Here is a 15996-nt window from a genome sequence, read left to right as displayed (position 1 = left end):
ATATTTGTATATAGACTTGAAAAGTAAAACCTAGCTGGTATATTTACTAGCAGGGTTTTTTACTAGCGTTTTAAAAGTTTTATTTATAAACAAAAAGAATTGTAAAATCTAGAAAAAAACTTGCGAAATACGCTTAATTGTCGTATTATATATAAGTGCTTAGAAGTTAGATGTTGCTTATGTTTTAAGGCCAAAGACATAAGGGAACTCTAATCGAGCAAGCTTGGGAAGAATCCCGAGTGATTTCCAAATTATTATCAAACGCCCGGGTGGGCGTGAAAGAAAGAGAGAGGAAAATGGCTAATCAACAAAAGATAAGAATCAGACTTAGAGCTTATGATCACGAAGTGATTGACAGCTCAGCAGAGAAAATCGTAGAAGCAGTTAAAAGAAGCGGAGCAGAAGTAAGTGGACCAATTCCATTACCAACAGAAATCGAAAGAATTACAATTCTTAGAGCTGTCCACAAGTACAAAGATTCCAGAGAACAGTTTGAACAAAGAACACACAAGAGATTAATCGACATCATAGGACCTAATGCAAAGACATTAGACGCACTAAAGAAGTTAAATCTTCCAGCTGGTGTAGATATCGAAATTAAACTATAACTGTAATTAGGATGATTGAGAATAGGGGTTAATAAGAATTAACTAGATTGATCAATCCGCTGTAATTAAGGAGGTACTCATGAAGAGTATATTTACAACAAAAGTAGGCATGACTCAAGTAATCGATGCTGACGGAGTTATCACTCCTGTTACTGTTCTAAAAGCAGAGGAAAATGCCGTTGTCCAAGTTAAGACAATTGAAAATGACGGTTACAATGCTATCCAAGTAGGAACAGTTGACAAAAAAGAAAAAAATGTCAAAAAACCTATCAGAGGTCACTATGACAAAGCTGGCGTATCTTACAAAAGATACCTTAAAGAAATTAGACTAGGCGACGAAGCTACAGAACTAAAAGCTGGTGATAAAATCACAGTTGATATCTTTGAAGAAGGTGAACTAGTTGATATAGTTGCTATATCAAAAGGTAAGGGAACTCAAGGTGCTATCAAAAGATGGAACTACGGAAGAGGACCTGCAAGCCACGGTTCAAAATCTCACAGAGTAGCAGGTGCTAGAGCAGCAGGTTCTGACCCAGCTAGAGTATTCAAAGGTAGAAAAGGTTCAGGAAAAATGGGACATGACCGTGTTACTATCCAAAATGTTAAACTTGTAAAAGTAAACGCTGAAGATAGCTACATCTTAGTAAAAGGTGGCGTTCCAGGACCTAAAGGCGGCCTTGTAGAAGTAAAAAGCGCTATAAAAAGCCTAGACTAAGGAGGAGAAAATGCCTAAAGTAGATATTTTAAATATAAAAGGAGAAAATGTTGGTTCTCTAGAGCTAAACGAAACTCTATTTGCTACAGAAATAAGCGAACACGCTGTATATGAAGTAGTTAAAAACCAACTTGCAAATAAAAGACAAGGTACTCAATCAGCTAAGACACGTGCTGAAGTACGTGGTGGTGGTAGAAAACCATTCAGACAAAAGGGAACTGGACGTGCTCGTCAAGGTTCTATAAGAGCACCACACTTCACAGGCGGTGGTGTAGTATTTGCACCAAAGCCAAGAGACTACAGCTACAAATTAGCAAAGAAATTAAGAAGAAAAGCACTTTACTCAGTACTTACATCTAAACTTGAGAACAATGAACTAGTAGTAGTTGATAGCCTTGCCCTAGAAAATTCTAAGACAAAAGAAGCAAAGGCTGCACTAAGTGCCCTAAATGCTGAAAAGAAAGCATACGTAGTAACAGCAGAAAGAGATGACCTAGTATATAGATCATTTAGAAACCTTGCTGGCGTAGACGTAGCTGAGGCAAGACTAGTAAATGTTTATGATTTAGTAAGACACGACAAGTTAGTAATTACAAAAGATGCAATTGCTAAACTTGAGGAGGTATTTATCTAATGAAAGCACCTTACCAAATAATCAAAAGACCAATTATTACAGAAAAAAGCATGGAAATGCTTGATGAAAACAAATACACATTTGAAGTAGACAAGAATGCAAATAAGCCACAAATCAAAGAAGCAGTAGAAGCAATCTTTGAAGGCGTAAAAGTAAAATCAGTTAGAACCATGAACTATACAGGTAAAAAAGTAAGAACAAGATATGGTTATGGTAAAAGAAGTGACTGGAAAAAAGCTATCGTAGAACTAACAGAAGATAGCCAAGCAATTGAATACTTCGACGGACTATAAGGAGGGGTTAAATGGCTATTAGAAAATTAAAACCAACTTCAAACGGACATAGAAATATGTCAGTAAGTACCTTTGAAGAAGTTACTACATCAAAACCATACAAGAAACTTACAACCGACCTTAAGAGCAAGGGCGGAAGAAACAATACAGGTAGAACAACACTAAGATTCCGTGGTGGCGGAGTAAAGAGAAGATATAGAATTATCGACTTCAAAAGAGATAAGGACAATATCCCAGCAAAAGTACAAACCATCGAATACGATCCAAACAGAAGCGCATATATCGCACTAGTAGCATATGCTGATGGTGAAAAAAGATATATCCTAGCTCCAAAAGGACTAAAAGTAGGCGATGTAATCGAATCAGGATCTGAAGCTGATATCAAACCAGGTAACGCACTAGAGCTAAAAGACATCCCAGTAGGTACAACAGTACACGCTGTAGAGCTTAGAGCAGGTACAGGTGCAACACTTGTAAGAAGTGCAGGAACTGGCGCTCAACTTATGGCAAAAGAAGGAAACTTTGCAACACTAAGATTACCTTCAGGCGAAGTAAGAATGGTACACCTAAACTGTAAAGCAACAGTAGGAACTGTAGGAAATACAGAACACGAGCTAATCAGAGTAGGTAAAGCTGGTAAGAGCAGATACCTAGGCAGAAGACCTCACGTAAGAGGATCAGCAATGAACCCAGTTGACCATCCACACGGTGGTGGTGAAGGTAGAACACCAATCGGTAGACCAGCACCAATGACACCATGGGGCAAAAAAGCAATCGGTGTTAAAACAAGAAATGCTAAAAAACAATCTTCTGCATACATCGTAAGAAGAAGAAACGAAAAATAGGGGGGATATAATGGCTAGATCACTTAAAAAAGGACCATTTGTCGATGATCATTTAATGAAAAAAATCGAAGCTTTAAATGAAAAAAATGAAAAGAAAGTTGTAAGAACATGGTCAAGACGTTCTACAATATTCCCTGAATTTGTAGAACATACAATCGCAGTACATGACGGAAGAAAACACGTTCCAATCTATATCACAGAAGATATGGTAGGTCATAAACTAGGCGAATTTGTACCAACAAGAACATTCAGAGGCCACGCTAAAAAGGCAACTGAAATGAAAAGCAAAATGAGGTAGGAGAAACTAATGAAAGTAAGAGCAATAGCTAAATATCAAAGGATATCTCCTCTTAAAGTTAACTATATAGCAAGAGAAATCAGAGGCAAACAAGTTGATGAAGCACTAAATATCCTTAGATTTACAAACAAAAAAGGTGCTAGACTACTTGAAGATGTACTAAAAAGTGCAATTGCCAACGCTGAAAACAACAACGGACTTGACAGAGAAAATCTAATAGTTGAAAAAGCATACGCAAATGATGCACCAACTATGAAAAGATACAGACCTAAAGCTAAGGGTGCTGCATACCCTATATTAAAAAGATCAAGTCATATCGGCGTAGAGTTAGCGGATATAGAGGAAAGGTAGGATTAATATGGGACAAAAAGTAAACCCTAAAGGATATAGAGTAGGCGTAATCAAAGATTGGGATTCAAAATGGTTTGCTGACAAAAAAGATTTCTCAGACCTTCTAGTAGAAGACTACAAAATAAGAGAATTTATCAAAAAGACAGCATACGATGCAGGAATCGCAGATATCGAAATCGAAAGAGCAGTAAACAATCTTAAGGTTACAATCTTTACAGGAAAACCAGGAATGGTAATCGGTAGAGGTGGAGCTGGAGTAGAAGAGTTAAAAACAAAATTAGAAAAAATAGCTCCTGGTAAAAGAATCATCATCAATGTTGAAGAAATCAAATACCAAGACCTATCTGCTCAATTAGTTGCTGAAAATATAGCAAGCCAACTAGAAAACAGAGTTGCATTTAGACGTGCAATGAAACAAGCAATCGGTAGAACAATGAGAGCCGGCGCAAAAGGAATCAAGACAATGGTTTCAGGAAGAGTTGGCGGTGCTGATATGGCAAGAAGTGAAGGATACTCAGAAGGTACAATTCCACTTCAAACCTTAAGAGCAAACATAGACTACGGATTTGCTGAAGCAGATACAGAATATGGTAAGATTGGTTGCAAGGTTTGGATCTATAAAGGCGAAGTACTTCCAGGAGAAAAAGCTGAAAGAGAACCAAAACTAGCTGCACCACAAAACAACAGAAGAAGAAAAAGAAATAATAGACGTCCAAACAAAGCTAACGCAAAGGGACAAAATTAGTCTTAAAGATTAGGAGAAATTTTTATGTTAATGCCTAAAAGAGTTAAATATCGTAGACAACATAGAGGCAGAATGAAAGGTAACGCTAATAGAGGTAACCAACTAGCTTATGGTGAGTATGGTTTACAAGCTCTAGAAGCTTGCTGGATGACAGCAAACCAAATCGAGGCTGCTCGTCGTGCGATGACAAGATATATAAAAAGAGGCGGAAATATTTGGATCAAAGTATTTCCAGACAAACCAGTATCTAAAAAGCCTGCAGAGGTAAGAATGGGTTCTGGTAAAGGTGCACCAGAGTATTGGGTAGCCGTTATCAAACCAGGAAAAGTACTATTTGAGATGAGTGGTGTTAGTGAAGAAGTTGCAAGAGAAGCTATGAGACTTGCTGCACAAAAACTTCCAGTAAAGACAAAATTCATCCAAAGACTTGAAGTAACAGGTACGGAGGAATAAGGATGAAAGTAAAAGAAATCAGAAATTTATCAGATAGAGATTTAGATAAACAACTATTTGATTTACAAAATGAGCTTTTCAATCTTCGTTTTAGGCTTGCCACAGGTCAATTAGAAAACCCAGCAGCTATTGGAACTGTTAAGAAAGATATAGCTAGAGTAAAGACTATCCAAACAGAAAGAAAGCTACAACAGGGCAAGGAGGCTTAATCTTAAATGGAAAGAAATAGAAGAAACGTACGCCAAGGCGTGGTAGTTTCAGATGCAATGGACAAAACAATAACAGTCCTTGTAGAAGAAAAAATACCACACCCAGTATACAAGAAGAGAATAAACAGAAGCAAAAAATATAAAGCTCATGATGAAAATAACGAAGCTAAAGTTGGCGATAAAGTAGTAATAATGGAAACAAGAGCCCTATCTAAAACAAAAAGATGGAGACTAGTACGCATTAGCCAAGCGGCAGAAATTGTTTAATTGATAAGGAGATTATTATGATACAACAAGAAACTCGTATGAGAGTTGCAGATAACTCCGGCGCAAGAGAACTTTTAGTAATCAAAGTTCTTGGAGGAACCAGAAGAAGATATGCTAATATTGGTGATGTAGTAACTTGTTCAGTTAAAAGTGCAACACCCGGCGGAGCGGTAAAAAAAGGTCAAGTAGTAAAAGCAGTAATAGTTAGAACAAAAAGAGGACTAAAAAGAGTCGATGGTTCAACAATCAACTTCGATGATAATGCTGCAGTAATCATAAAAGATGACCTAACACCAGTAGGAACAAGAATCTTTGGACCAGTAACCAGAGAGCTAAGATCTGAAGGCTTTATGAGAATTATCTCACTAGCACCGGAAGTATTATAGGGGGATAAAATGCATATAAAAAAAGGCGATAAAGTCCAAATAATATCAGGTGAATATAAAGGACATGTTGGAGAAGTATTACAAGCTTTCCCAAAAGAAAATAGAGTAATAGTTGAAGGTGTAAACGTACAAGTAAAACACCAAAAACCAACCCAAATGGGTGGCGAAAGCGGAAGACTTGAAAAAAATGGTCCTATTGATGCATCAAATGTACTTCTATATTCAGAAGAACTAAAAAAAGGTGTTCGTACAGAAATAGTTTACGAAGATGGTAAAAAAGTTCGTAAATCAAAGAAAACTGACGAAAAATTCGACTAGTTGATAGGAGAAATTATGACAAGCAGACTTAAAGAAAAATATCAAAATGAAGTTGTTGGTAAGTTAATAGAAAAATTTGGTTACCAAAACGTAATGGAAGTTCCAAAGTTAACAAAAATAGTTATAAACTGCGGACTTGGAGAAGCAAAAGATAACCAAAACTTATTAAACTCAGCAAAACGTGAGCTAAGCCTAATAACTGGTCAACAACCAATAGAATTAAAAGCTAAAAAATCAGTAGCAAACTTCAAACTAAGAGAAGGTCAAGCAATTGGTACAAAAGTAACCCTAAGAAGAGAAAAAATGTATGACTTCCTAGACAAGTTAATCTCAATTTCACTACCAAGGGTAAGAGACTTTAGAGGAATAAATCCAAACTCATTTGACGGAAGAGGAAACTATTCACTAGGTATCAAAGAGCAACTAATCTTCCCAGAAATCAAATACGATGATGTAGACTTCCTACACGGAATGGACATCTCAATCGTAACAACAGCTAAGACTGATGAAGAAGCAAAAGCATTCTTAGAATTAATGGGAATGCCTTTTAAGAAATAGAAGGAGCAAAAATGGCTAAGAAGTCACTAAGAGCTAAACAACAAAGAAAACAAAAATTCTCAACAAGAGAATACACAAGATGTAAACTTTGTGGAAGACCACACGGCTACTTAAGAAAATATGGAATCTGCCGTATTTGCTTTAGAGAACTTGCAAATAATGGACAAATTCCTGGAGTAAGAAAAGCAAGCTGGTAATTAAGGGGGAAAGATAATTATGATGACAGATCCAATAGCGGATATGCTAACAAGAATCAGAAATGGTAATAAAGCAAACCATAAACAGGTTTCACTACCATCTTCTAATGAGAAAAAAGCTATTGCCCAAATACTTCTTGATGAAGGCTTTATAATAGGGTTTAACGTAGAAGAAGACGGCAAACAAGGTATTCTTACAATAGATTTAAAATATACAGAAAATGGCGAAAGAGTAATCTCAGGCTTAAGAAGAATTTCTAAACCAGGCCTAAGAGTTTACGTAAAAGCAAACGAAGTTCCAAAAGTACTTGACGGACTAGGAACAGCAATTATTTCGACATCAAAAGGACTTTTAACAGACCGCGCTGCAAGAAGCGAAAACGTAGGCGGCGAAGTTATTTGTTACGTATGGTAAGGAGTAATATATGTCAAGAATAGGTAAACAACCAATACACATACCTTCTGGAGTAACAGTAGAAATAAACGGAAGAAATGTAAAAGTAAAAGGCCCTAAAGGCGAAGATGCTCTAACAGTATCTGAAAGAGTAAGTCTAGTCCAAGAAGGCGATGAAATACTAGTACAAATTCCAGAAAACTACACAAAAGAAGAAAACATCGACCACGGTCTATATAGATCACTACTAAACAACATAGTTGTAGGTGTATCAGAAGGTTATTCAAAAACACTTCAAATCGAAGGTACAGGATATAGAGCCAATAAACAAGGTAAAAACCTAGTAATGAACCTAGGCTACTCACACCAAGTAACAATGGAAGATCCTGAAGGAATCGAAGTAGAAGTACCAAACGATAGAACCATAATTGTAAAAGGATATAACAAACAATTAGTAGGTCAACATGCTGCAAACATCAGAGCAAAAAGAAAACCAGAACCATACAAGGGCAAGGGAATCAGATATACTGATGAGCATGTAAGACGTAAAGTCGGTAAAACAGGTAAGTAGGAGAAAATAATGGCAAGAAAACACAAAAACGATAGACTAATAACTCGTAAAAAAAGAGTTAGAGCTAAAATTTCAGGCACTCCTCAAAGACCAAGACTTTCAGTATATAAATCAAATACAAACATCTATGCACAACTAATCGACGATGTAAACGGAGTAACACTTGCAAGTGCCAACACCCTACAAAAAGAAGTAATCAATGCTTCATCAGCAAACATCGAAGCTGCTAAAAAAGTAGGAAGCGCAATAGCAAAAAGAGCACTCGAAGCAGGCATAGAAGAAGTAGTATTTGACAGAAACGGATATTTATATCACGGAAAAGTTAAAGCAGTCGCAGATGCAGCAAGAGAAGCTGGTCTTAAGTTTTAGGAGGTTTTGAAAGTGAAATATTTATTAAAAAGTGAAGTGGAAAAACTAAACCTCGAAGATAGAGTAGTTGCAATCAACAGAGTTGCTAAAACCGTAAAAGGTGGACGTAACATGAGATTTTCAGCACTAGTAGTAGTTGGAAACTCAAATGGAGTAGTTGGTGTAGGAACAGGAAAAGCTACAGAAGTACCAGAAGCTATAAGAAAAGCAACTGAAAATGCTAAAAAACACATGATCGAAGTACCATTAGTAGGTACAACAATACCACACAGAATTGAGGGACACTCTGCAGCAGGAAGAGTACTACTAATGCCAGCAGCAGAAGGTACCGGAATCATCGCAGGTGGTCCAGTACGTGCTATATGCGAACTTGCAGGTTACAAAGATATCAAGGCTAAAAACCTAGGTACATCAAACCCAAGAAACATCATCAACGCATGTGTAGAAGCATTCTCAAACATGAAAACAGTCGAAGAAATCGCAAGACTTCGTGGTAAATCGGTAGAAGAATTTGACTATTAAGGAGAAAACAATGGCAAAAATTGAAATCACACTTAAAAGATCTTTTATCGGTAAAAAAGATGATCAAATAAGAACAGCAAAAGCCCTAGGCCTAAGAAAAATTGGTCAAACAGTGGTAAAAGAAAATAACGACGCAATCAAAGGTATGATTCACAAAATCGACCACATGGTATGTGTCAAAGAAATAAACTGAGGTGGGAAATGAAATTACATGATTTAGCCCCAAATGAAAGATTAAAAGATAAGAAAAGAAAAGGTAGAGGCCCAGGTTCAGGACTTGGTAAAAGATCTGGACGTGGACAAGACGGTCAAAACTCAAGAAGCGGTGGCGGTACAAGACCAGGCTTTGAAGGTGGCCAAATGCCTCTATACAGACGTCTTCCTAAAAGAGGATTCAAAAACATCAACAGAAAGATATACGAAACAATCAACGTTGAAAGCTTAAACATCTTCGAAGACGGAACAGAAGTAACACCAGAATTATTATTTGAAAACAAAATCCTAAGAAAAAACAAAGCAAAAGACGGCGTTAAAATCCTAGGAGACGGAAATCTAGAAAAGAAACTAACAATAAAAGCTCATAAATTTACTAAATCTGCTGAAGAAAAAATCAAAGCAGCAGGTGGATCAGTAGAAACTATCGAAGTTAAAAAATGGGTAAAACCATCTAAAAAAGCTTAATAGAAAAGAGTGATTCATGCTAGATATAATAAGAAAGGCAGCTGGAGAAAAGGAAATTAGACAAAAATTTTACTTTACTCTAATGATGCTTGTAATCTATAGATTAGGAAATAACATTCCAATACCATTTATAGATTCACAAGCCCTAGCCAATGCTTACAGCAATGTTGAGGGAACCTTAGTAGACTACCTAAACATGTTAACAGGTGGTGGCCTATCAACCCTATCAATATTTGCCCTAGGTGTACAACCATACATCACAGCATCAATAGTAATGCAGCTTTTAACAGTTGTAATACCAAGGCTAGAAGAGCTAACTAGAGAAGGTGAGCAAGGAAGAAAAACCATCCAAAAATACACCAGATACGTAACCATAGCACTCGCAATATTCCAAGCGATAGCTATAACAAACGGTCTTTATGGAGCAGCCCTATCAAATGCGACAGGCTTCCAAAAAATCGTAATGAACGTAGTATTAATCGGTGGAACAATGTTTGTAACATGGATGGGCGAAACCATGACAGAAAAGGGACTTGGCAATGGTACAAGCTTACTAATCTTCATGGGAATCATCGCATCCTTCCCAAGAACCTTAGCTAGATGGCAAGAAGGTCTACACTACAACACCACAAGCGTACTCGCAATCGCCATCATGTGCGTAATCATAGTACTAATAGTAATGGCAGTTGTAATGATCTCAGAAGGTGAAAGAAAAATTCCAATCCAGTATGCGAAAAGAGTTGTCGGACGTAAAATGTATGGCGGTCAATCAACCCACATACCAGTAAAGGTAAACATGGGTAACGTAATGCCAATAATCTTTGCATCAGCAGTTCTTGCAATCCCATCAACAGTTTCCCTATTCTTTGGAAACGGAAGACAAAGTGGATTAACAGCATTTTTCAATAATTCTACATTTGGATTTGGAGTATATTTACTAGTACAAAGTGTGCTAATATTAATATTTGCTTACTTCTACAATCAAATTCAATTTAATACTGTTGAGTATGCAAAGCAACTTCAACAAAACGGTGGATTCATCCCAGGCATCAGACCTGGAAAACCAACCAGTGACTTCCTAGCCAATGTATCAACAAAAATAACATTTGTAGGATCAGTAGCCCTAGCCCTATTAACTATAGTACCAGCTGTAGCAAGTAGAGTATTAGGACTAGACATATCATTCGGTGGTTCAAGTGTCATAATCGTAGTTGGAGTAATAATAGAAACTGTTAAACAAATCGAAGCTATGATGACAATGAAGCAATATAAAGGATTTTTAAACAGGTAAGACATGAATATAATTTTGTTAGGCCCACCAGGAGCTGGAAAGGGTACGCTATCAAGTAAAATATTAAAAGAAAAAAATGCAGTTCAGATAGCAACAGGTGATATATTCAGATATAATATCTCAAATAAAACTGAACTGGGAATGAAAGCAAAATCTTTTATGGACAGAGGAGACCTAGTACCAGATGAGCTAACGATAGACCTGGTATGGGATACCTTTGATAAACTAGATAAAGAAGAAGATACCATAGTCTTATTTGATGGATTTCCAAGAAACATGAAACAGGCCAAGGCCTTAGATTGCGGAATGGAAGAAAGAAACACCGAAATAAGCAAGGTAGTATACTTCAACGTAGATAGTCAAATCCTAATAGATAGGATCACAGGCAGAAGAGTATGCCCAGACTGCGGAGAAACCTACCACATTAAAAATCACAAGCCAGAAAAAGAAGGTATCTGTGATAGATGTGGTGGAAAATTAATCCAAAGAAACGATGATAACTATGAAACAGTCAAAAATCGTATCAATATCTACAACGAGCAAACCAGCCCACTTATAGACTACTACAAAGAAGCTGGTAAGCTAATAACAATAGATGGCGCTAAAACTCCAGAAGAAGTTTTTAACGAGTTTAATAGTAAATTAGGGGAATAAACTTAATTTATGTTAGAAGAAATAGATGTGATAGAATCTTTCATAGATTTCTAGAACAAAGTCGTTGATAAGAAATAAAGCGTTCAATAGACATTTTAGAGATAATAAAAAGGAGGTTCTATCAATGTCAAAAAAAGATGCTATAGAAGTAACAGGGGAAGTTATCGAAGCCAAACCAAATGCATTATTTGTAGTAAGACTAGATAACGGACATGAAATACAAGCTCATATATCAGGAAAGCTTCGTATGAACAGCATTAGAATATTAGAAGGAGATAAGGTAACAGTAGAATTATCTCCTTACGATCTTAGCCAAGGCAGAATAACTTGGAGAAGAAAATAGTCCCAACATCTAGGGTGAAGGATTTTCAATCCTTCATTTTCGAGGCAAACGAAGTGAGCCCGAAAAACTAAGCGAGAGGCCGTTGGCCTCGAGAGGACATTATCCAATTTTCTTACCAAGGCAAGATATAAACTTAAGTTAGGAGCAAAAATGAAAGTTAGAGCATCAGTTAAAAAAATGTGTGATAAATGCAAGGTTATCAAAAGAAATGGTAAAGTAATGGTAATCTGCGACAATCCAAAACACAAACAAAGACAAGGTTAGGAGGGTACAATGCCAAGAATAGCTGGTATAGATTTACCTAGAGAAAAAAGAGCAGAAATCGGACTAACATATATATATGGTATAGGTCGTTCAACTGCAAACGAAATACTAAAAAACACAGGAATCAATCCTGATACAAAGATGAAAGACCTTACAGAAGAAGAACTTGGTCAAATCCGTGATGAACTAAACAAATACACAATCGAAGGTGATCTAAGAAGAGAAAGAAATCTCAACATCAAGGCCCTAAGAGAAAATGGTTCATACAGAGGACTAAGACACAAAATGGGACTTCCAGTAAGAGGTCAAAATACTAAAAACAACGCAAGAACAAGAAAAAGCAGAAAGGGTTAATAAATGGCTCCAAAAGGAAAAAGATCTACTAAAGGTAGAAGAAGAGTTAAAAAGAATGTTGAACGTGGCCAAGCACACATTTCATCAACATTCAATAATACAATGGTAACACTTACTGATATGCAAGGTAATGCACTCTCTTGGGCAAGCGCAGGACAATTAGGCTTTAGAGGCAGCAGAAAATCTACTCCATTTGCAGCAGGTGAAGCAGCAGATGTAGCAGCAAAGAAAGCTATCGAACATGGTCTAAAGACTGTAGAAGTTTATGTAAAAGGCCCAGGTTCAGGAAGAGAATCTGCAATCAGAAGCTTACAAGCAGCAGGACTAGAAGTTACAATGATCAAAGATGTAACACCAATCCCACACAACGGATGTAGACCACCAAAGAGAAGAAGAGTTTAATAAGGAGATATTATGGCAGTAAGCAAAGATCCAGTATACAAAAGAGCGAGAGCTTTAGGCATTTCTCCAGCCTACCTAGGATATACAGGTAGTTCAAACAGAGCTCTTCCACAAAGAAGAAGCAAACTATCTGAATATGGTATGCAACAAAGAGAAAAACAAAAAGCTAAATTCATCTACGGAGTAAGTGAAAAACAATTTAGAGGTTACTACGACAAAGCAAGCAGAATGAAGGGACAAACAGGTGAGCAACTTATAATCCTTTGCGAAAGAAGACTAGATAACATAGCCTTCAGATCAGGTCTTGCTAGAACTAGAAGAGAAGCTAGACAAATAGTAACACACGGCCACTTATTAGTAAATGGCAAACAAGTAGATATCCCATCATACCTAGTAGAAGAAGGCGATGTAATCGAAGTTAGAGAAAAATCAAGAAGCAAAGAACTATTCAAAAACATCAAAGAAGTAAATGCATCATTTGGCGTAGTAGAATGGTTAGATTCTGATATAGAAAACCTAAAAGTAAAAGTAGAAAAATTCCCAACAAGAGAAGAGATAGATATTCCAGTTGAAGAACGTATGATAGTAGAGTTTTACTCTAAGTAGGATTAATTAAGTTAGAACTAAGGAGCTACCATGATCGAAAAATTAAACACAGATATAGAAATACTGGATATAAACGAAGAAAACCATTATGGCAAATTCGCCCTATATCCATTAGAAAGAGGATATGGTACAACCATTGGAAACAGCATGAGAAGGGTGCTTCTATCATCCTTACCTGGTTCTAGCGTCTCAAAAATACTAATAGATGGTGTACTCCACGAATTTTCAGTAATAGATGGAGTAGTTGAAGACGTTCCTGAAATAATATTAAATATCAAAGGCCTTAGAGTCAAAAAGCACTCAGAAGAAGATGTGACCCTATTTTTAGACATAGAAGGACCAAAAATAGTCACAGCCAAAGATATAAAAGAAGATGCCTTAGTTGAAATAGCTAATCCTGACCATTATATAGCAACAGTAAATGACAAATCTAAGCTATTAATAGCGATGGATGTCACAAATGGAAAGGGCTATAGGATAAGTGAAGATAATAAAGACGAAGCAGATCCTATAGGAACAATCGCTATCGATTCATCCTTCACTCCAGTAGAAAAAGTAAACTACACAGTAGAAAATACTAGAGTAGGGGAATCAACAGACTATGATAAACTAATCATAGAAGTATGGACAAATGGAACAGTAAGCCCACAAGAAGCCCTAGCAGAAGGCTCATCCATCCTAATGGAAAACTTCTCCTTCTTCAACGAACTTCCAGACAAACAGTTCCCACCAGAAGAAGAAGAAATCATAGATGAACAAGAAGAAGAAAGCTTAGACGAAGGCCTAGATAAGACAATCGAAGAATTAGACCTATCTCTAAGATCATTCAATTGCCTAAAAAGAGCAGGCTTTGATACAGTGGCAGACATAATAGCAGTTCCAGAATCAGAACTAAAAACAATCAAAAACTTCGGTAAAAAATCACTAACAGAAGTAATAGACAAAATCCACGAACTTGGATTTGTTCTAAAAGATGAATAGGAGGAAAACATGGCAGGAAAAAGAAAGCTAGGTAGAAGAACCGACCACAGAAATGCTATGCTAAGAAACCTTGTAGGATCATTACTTGAAAACGGTAGAATCGAAACTACAGTAACAAGAGCTAAAGAAACACAAAAAATGGCTGAAAAAATGATCACACTAGGTAAGAAAAATACACTTCACACAAGAAGACAAGCAGCAAGCTACCTATATAAGCCAGAAGTAGTTCAAAAACTATTTTCAGAAATAGCACCAGAATATGAAAACAGAAATGGTGGATACACAAGAGTACTAAAACTAGGACCAAGAAGAGGCGACGGAGCTGAACTTGCTATCCTTGAATTAGTTTAATAAATAAATGCCCAAAACTCGCGGCTGTGGGCATCAGATAATTTATTTAGATTATAATTTAAATAAAGACCATCCTCAAAAGAGGGTGGTTTTTCTTTTGGAAATTTTGAAAATATAAAAAATATGTTATAATTATTATAATAGAATATTTTGTTAAAGGAGTAAAAATGAAAATAAAGAAAATCTTACTAGGCTTAGCATTAGCGACAAGTACAGGACTATTTATGGGTGAAACTTGCTTTGCTGCCCCAAATACAAATATAATGACATCTGTAAACTGGTCTTATATATTTAGCGACCATAAACAGATAAGCCAAGAAGAGTTAAATCAAGTATTTGAAGAAGAAAAATCCAAATACGAAGCCCTCTCAAACAAGGACAAGTGGAAAAATGGAGTCCTAGGATTCTATCTAGAAAACGATGATAAAGAAGCAGTTTACGCCCTAACAAGAGCAGATGATAAAGAAGGTACCTATCTAAGCGCTAGACAAAGAAATAGTTCAGATGATGCAGCAAGCATGGATAATATGAAACAAGCCATAGAAAATATTGCCATGGTAGAAGCAAAAAGACAAAATGACCGTGGAATCGATGGAGCTCACCTAGACAGCCTAGGAATCACAAGCTTCATGATGGCAGTAGGCCAAGGCAATGCCAACTACTCTGCAGGCACACCAGACCATGCCACAGTCTTTAATACCAGCGAAAACCTAGCGTGGAATAATCAAAAGCAAGCAGCAAGATCCATAGAACAATGGTGGGATGAGGAAAAGCAAGTATATGATTATCTAAGGAGCCAAGGCTACCAAACAGAAAGTGAAATGTCCGCCTACTTATCCAAAAAAGAAAACATTGATGCCCTAAGCAAGAAATTTAGAAGTGTAGGAGGCTACACACCAAGTACGGTAGGTCATTACACCAACATGGTAGACAGCGTAAATCAAGATAAAACAGCAGGATATGGAGTAAGAAAAGGAGAAAATCATTATTATACTCACTCCCTAGTCCTAAGCTCAGGAGTAGTAGGAAAGTATTATACAATAGATGAATATAGGAACCTATTTGATAACTACTACCAAAGAATGAAAAAAGACCTTGGCGTAACTGATGAAAAATACAAAAATTCAGTAATAAACCTCAGAAAAGCAGTAGAAAACAATAAAAAAATAGTAGCCTATGCAGAAAATTATATGGCGAATAACTACATGCCAAAGGAAACAAAAGAAAAACTTACAAAGCTAGTAGGAAAACAAAAAAATATCCTAGAAAGAATAGAAGTAATCCTAGTAAAATTAGAAGCGAAAATCCAAAATTAAATTCTAAGTTAAACTTAAAG

General features: G+C 36.5%; 31 protein-coding genes. All 31 read left to right on the top strand.

What is annotated here, in order from left to right; translation table 11 throughout:
- Window positions 1–296 precede the first annotated feature (296 nt).
- The 31 genes from rpsJ to C8269_RS07045 all read left to right on the top strand — a co-directional run bounded on the left by rpsJ (window position 297) and on the right by C8269_RS07045 (window position 15976).
- Complete coding sequence (rpsJ, locus tag C8269_RS07195) at window positions 297–608, top strand: 30S ribosomal protein S10 (RefSeq protein ID WP_004826901.1); 312 nt, start codon at window positions 297–299, stop codon at window positions 606–608.
- Between the two features lie 79 nt (window positions 609–687).
- On the top strand, window positions 688–1323 hold the full coding sequence (gene rplC / locus C8269_RS07190; RefSeq protein WP_106461030.1) for a 50S ribosomal protein L3: 636 nt from the start codon (window positions 688–690) through the stop codon (window positions 1321–1323).
- A gap of 10 nt (window positions 1324–1333) precedes the next feature.
- On the top strand, window positions 1334–1957 hold the full coding sequence (gene rplD, locus C8269_RS07185; protein ID WP_106461029.1) for a 50S ribosomal protein L4: 624 nt from the start codon (window positions 1334–1336) through the stop codon (window positions 1955–1957).
- Entirely contained in the window at window positions 1957–2250 is a 294-nt protein-coding gene (gene rplW / locus C8269_RS07180) for a 50S ribosomal protein L23 (protein WP_106461028.1), read from the top strand. Before rplD ends, rplW begins: the two co-directional genes overlap by 1 nt.
- 11 nt (window positions 2251–2261) lie before the next feature.
- Entirely contained in the window at window positions 2262–3095 is an 834-nt protein-coding gene (gene rplB / locus C8269_RS07175; RefSeq protein ID WP_106461027.1) for a 50S ribosomal protein L2, read from the top strand.
- Between the two features lie 10 nt (window positions 3096–3105).
- Window positions 3106–3393, top strand: a complete 288-nt coding sequence (gene rpsS / locus C8269_RS07170; protein ID WP_106461026.1) for a 30S ribosomal protein S19 — start codon at window positions 3106–3108, stop codon at window positions 3391–3393.
- A gap of 9 nt (window positions 3394–3402) precedes the next feature.
- Window positions 3403–3744, top strand: a complete 342-nt coding sequence (gene rplV, locus C8269_RS07165) for a 50S ribosomal protein L22 (protein WP_106461025.1) — start codon at window positions 3403–3405, stop codon at window positions 3742–3744.
- Window positions 3745–3751: 7 nt separating this feature from the next.
- Window positions 3752–4489 (top strand): 30S ribosomal protein S3, encoded by a 738-nt coding sequence (rpsC, locus tag C8269_RS07160; protein WP_106461024.1) that lies wholly within the window; start codon window positions 3752–3754, stop codon window positions 4487–4489.
- Window positions 4490–4513: 24 nt separating this feature from the next.
- Complete coding sequence (rplP, locus tag C8269_RS07155) at window positions 4514–4942, top strand: 50S ribosomal protein L16 (protein WP_106461023.1); 429 nt, start codon at window positions 4514–4516, stop codon at window positions 4940–4942.
- Window positions 4943–4944: 2 nt separating this feature from the next.
- A complete protein-coding gene (gene rpmC / locus C8269_RS07150) occupies window positions 4945–5151 on the top strand; it encodes a 50S ribosomal protein L29 (RefSeq protein WP_106461022.1) in 207 nt (68 codons plus the stop codon).
- A 6-nt stretch (window positions 5152–5157) separates the two neighbouring features.
- Window positions 5158–5418, top strand: a complete 261-nt coding sequence (rpsQ, locus tag C8269_RS07145) for a 30S ribosomal protein S17 (protein ID WP_106461021.1) — start codon at window positions 5158–5160, stop codon at window positions 5416–5418.
- A gap of 17 nt (window positions 5419–5435) precedes the next feature.
- Window positions 5436–5804, top strand: a complete 369-nt coding sequence (gene rplN / locus C8269_RS07140; RefSeq protein WP_106461020.1) for a 50S ribosomal protein L14 — start codon at window positions 5436–5438, stop codon at window positions 5802–5804.
- Between the two features lie 9 nt (window positions 5805–5813).
- A complete protein-coding gene (gene rplX / locus C8269_RS07135) occupies window positions 5814–6122 on the top strand; it encodes a 50S ribosomal protein L24 (protein ID WP_106461019.1) in 309 nt (102 codons plus the stop codon).
- Window positions 6123–6137: 15 nt separating this feature from the next.
- Complete coding sequence (gene rplE / locus C8269_RS07130) at window positions 6138–6680, top strand: 50S ribosomal protein L5 (RefSeq protein WP_106461018.1); 543 nt, start codon at window positions 6138–6140, stop codon at window positions 6678–6680.
- A gap of 11 nt (window positions 6681–6691) precedes the next feature.
- The gene (locus C8269_RS07125; protein WP_004836723.1) at window positions 6692–6877 is read left to right on the top strand and encodes a type Z 30S ribosomal protein S14; all 186 of its coding nucleotides are present in this window, start codon (window positions 6692–6694) and stop codon (window positions 6875–6877) included.
- A gap of 19 nt (window positions 6878–6896) precedes the next feature.
- Window positions 6897–7292 (top strand): 30S ribosomal protein S8, encoded by a 396-nt coding sequence (gene rpsH / locus C8269_RS07120; protein ID WP_106461017.1) that lies wholly within the window; start codon window positions 6897–6899, stop codon window positions 7290–7292.
- Between the two features lie 10 nt (window positions 7293–7302).
- Window positions 7303–7842 carry a 50S ribosomal protein L6 gene (gene rplF, locus C8269_RS07115; protein WP_106461016.1) on the top strand — a complete coding sequence of 180 codons (540 nt, stop codon included), beginning with the start codon at window positions 7303–7305 and terminating at the stop codon, window positions 7840–7842.
- 9 nt (window positions 7843–7851) lie between these two features.
- A complete protein-coding gene (gene rplR, locus C8269_RS07110; protein ID WP_106461015.1) occupies window positions 7852–8211 on the top strand; it encodes a 50S ribosomal protein L18 in 360 nt (119 codons plus the stop codon).
- Window positions 8212–8223: 12 nt separating this feature from the next.
- Window positions 8224–8733: a 30S ribosomal protein S5 gene (rpsE, locus tag C8269_RS07105; protein WP_106461014.1), complete on the top strand. Its 510-nt coding sequence runs from the start codon at window positions 8224–8226 to the stop codon at window positions 8731–8733.
- A gap of 10 nt (window positions 8734–8743) precedes the next feature.
- Window positions 8744–8926, top strand: a complete 183-nt coding sequence (gene rpmD / locus C8269_RS07100) for a 50S ribosomal protein L30 (protein WP_234025846.1) — start codon at window positions 8744–8746, stop codon at window positions 8924–8926.
- A gap of 8 nt (window positions 8927–8934) precedes the next feature.
- Window positions 8935–9414, top strand: a complete 480-nt coding sequence (rplO, locus tag C8269_RS07095; protein ID WP_106461012.1) for a 50S ribosomal protein L15 — start codon at window positions 8935–8937, stop codon at window positions 9412–9414.
- A 16-nt stretch (window positions 9415–9430) separates the two neighbouring features.
- Window positions 9431–10705, top strand: a complete 1275-nt coding sequence (gene secY, locus C8269_RS07090; RefSeq protein WP_106461011.1) for a preprotein translocase subunit SecY — start codon at window positions 9431–9433, stop codon at window positions 10703–10705.
- A 3-nt stretch (window positions 10706–10708) separates the two neighbouring features.
- Window positions 10709–11359 carry an adenylate kinase gene (locus C8269_RS07085; protein ID WP_106461010.1) on the top strand — a complete coding sequence of 217 codons (651 nt, stop codon included), beginning with the start codon at window positions 10709–10711 and terminating at the stop codon, window positions 11357–11359.
- A gap of 124 nt (window positions 11360–11483) precedes the next feature.
- Window positions 11484–11702: a translation initiation factor IF-1 gene (gene infA / locus C8269_RS07080; protein ID WP_106461009.1), complete on the top strand. Its 219-nt coding sequence runs from the start codon at window positions 11484–11486 to the stop codon at window positions 11700–11702.
- Between the two features lie 150 nt (window positions 11703–11852).
- Window positions 11853–11966, top strand: a complete 114-nt coding sequence (gene rpmJ, locus C8269_RS07075; RefSeq protein ID WP_019191178.1) for a 50S ribosomal protein L36 — start codon at window positions 11853–11855, stop codon at window positions 11964–11966.
- Window positions 11967–11975: 9 nt separating this feature from the next.
- Window positions 11976–12320 carry a 30S ribosomal protein S13 gene (rpsM, locus tag C8269_RS07070; protein WP_106461008.1) on the top strand — a complete coding sequence of 115 codons (345 nt, stop codon included), beginning with the start codon at window positions 11976–11978 and terminating at the stop codon, window positions 12318–12320.
- A 3-nt stretch (window positions 12321–12323) separates the two neighbouring features.
- Window positions 12324–12722 carry a 30S ribosomal protein S11 gene (gene rpsK, locus C8269_RS07065; protein ID WP_106461007.1) on the top strand — a complete coding sequence of 133 codons (399 nt, stop codon included), beginning with the start codon at window positions 12324–12326 and terminating at the stop codon, window positions 12720–12722.
- 12 nt (window positions 12723–12734) lie between these two features.
- On the top strand, window positions 12735–13328 hold the full coding sequence (gene rpsD / locus C8269_RS07060; RefSeq protein WP_106461006.1) for a 30S ribosomal protein S4: 594 nt from the start codon (window positions 12735–12737) through the stop codon (window positions 13326–13328).
- Between the two features lie 30 nt (window positions 13329–13358).
- On the top strand, window positions 13359–14309 hold the full coding sequence (locus C8269_RS07055; protein ID WP_106461005.1) for a DNA-directed RNA polymerase subunit alpha: 951 nt from the start codon (window positions 13359–13361) through the stop codon (window positions 14307–14309).
- A gap of 9 nt (window positions 14310–14318) precedes the next feature.
- On the top strand, window positions 14319–14660 hold the full coding sequence (gene rplQ, locus C8269_RS07050; RefSeq protein ID WP_106461004.1) for a 50S ribosomal protein L17: 342 nt from the start codon (window positions 14319–14321) through the stop codon (window positions 14658–14660).
- Between the two features lie 167 nt (window positions 14661–14827).
- Window positions 14828–15976 (top strand): hypothetical protein, encoded by a 1149-nt coding sequence (locus C8269_RS07045; RefSeq protein WP_106461003.1) that lies wholly within the window; start codon window positions 14828–14830, stop codon window positions 15974–15976.
- Window positions 15977–15996: the final 20 nt, after the last annotated feature.

Source organism: Anaerococcus sp. Marseille-P3915 (genome assembly GCF_900258475.1).
Lineage (GTDB): Bacteria > Bacillota > Clostridia > Tissierellales > Peptoniphilaceae > Anaerococcus > Anaerococcus kampingae.
Note: the sequence above shows the minus strand (reverse complement) of the source record. Positions and strands in the feature narration are given on the sequence as shown.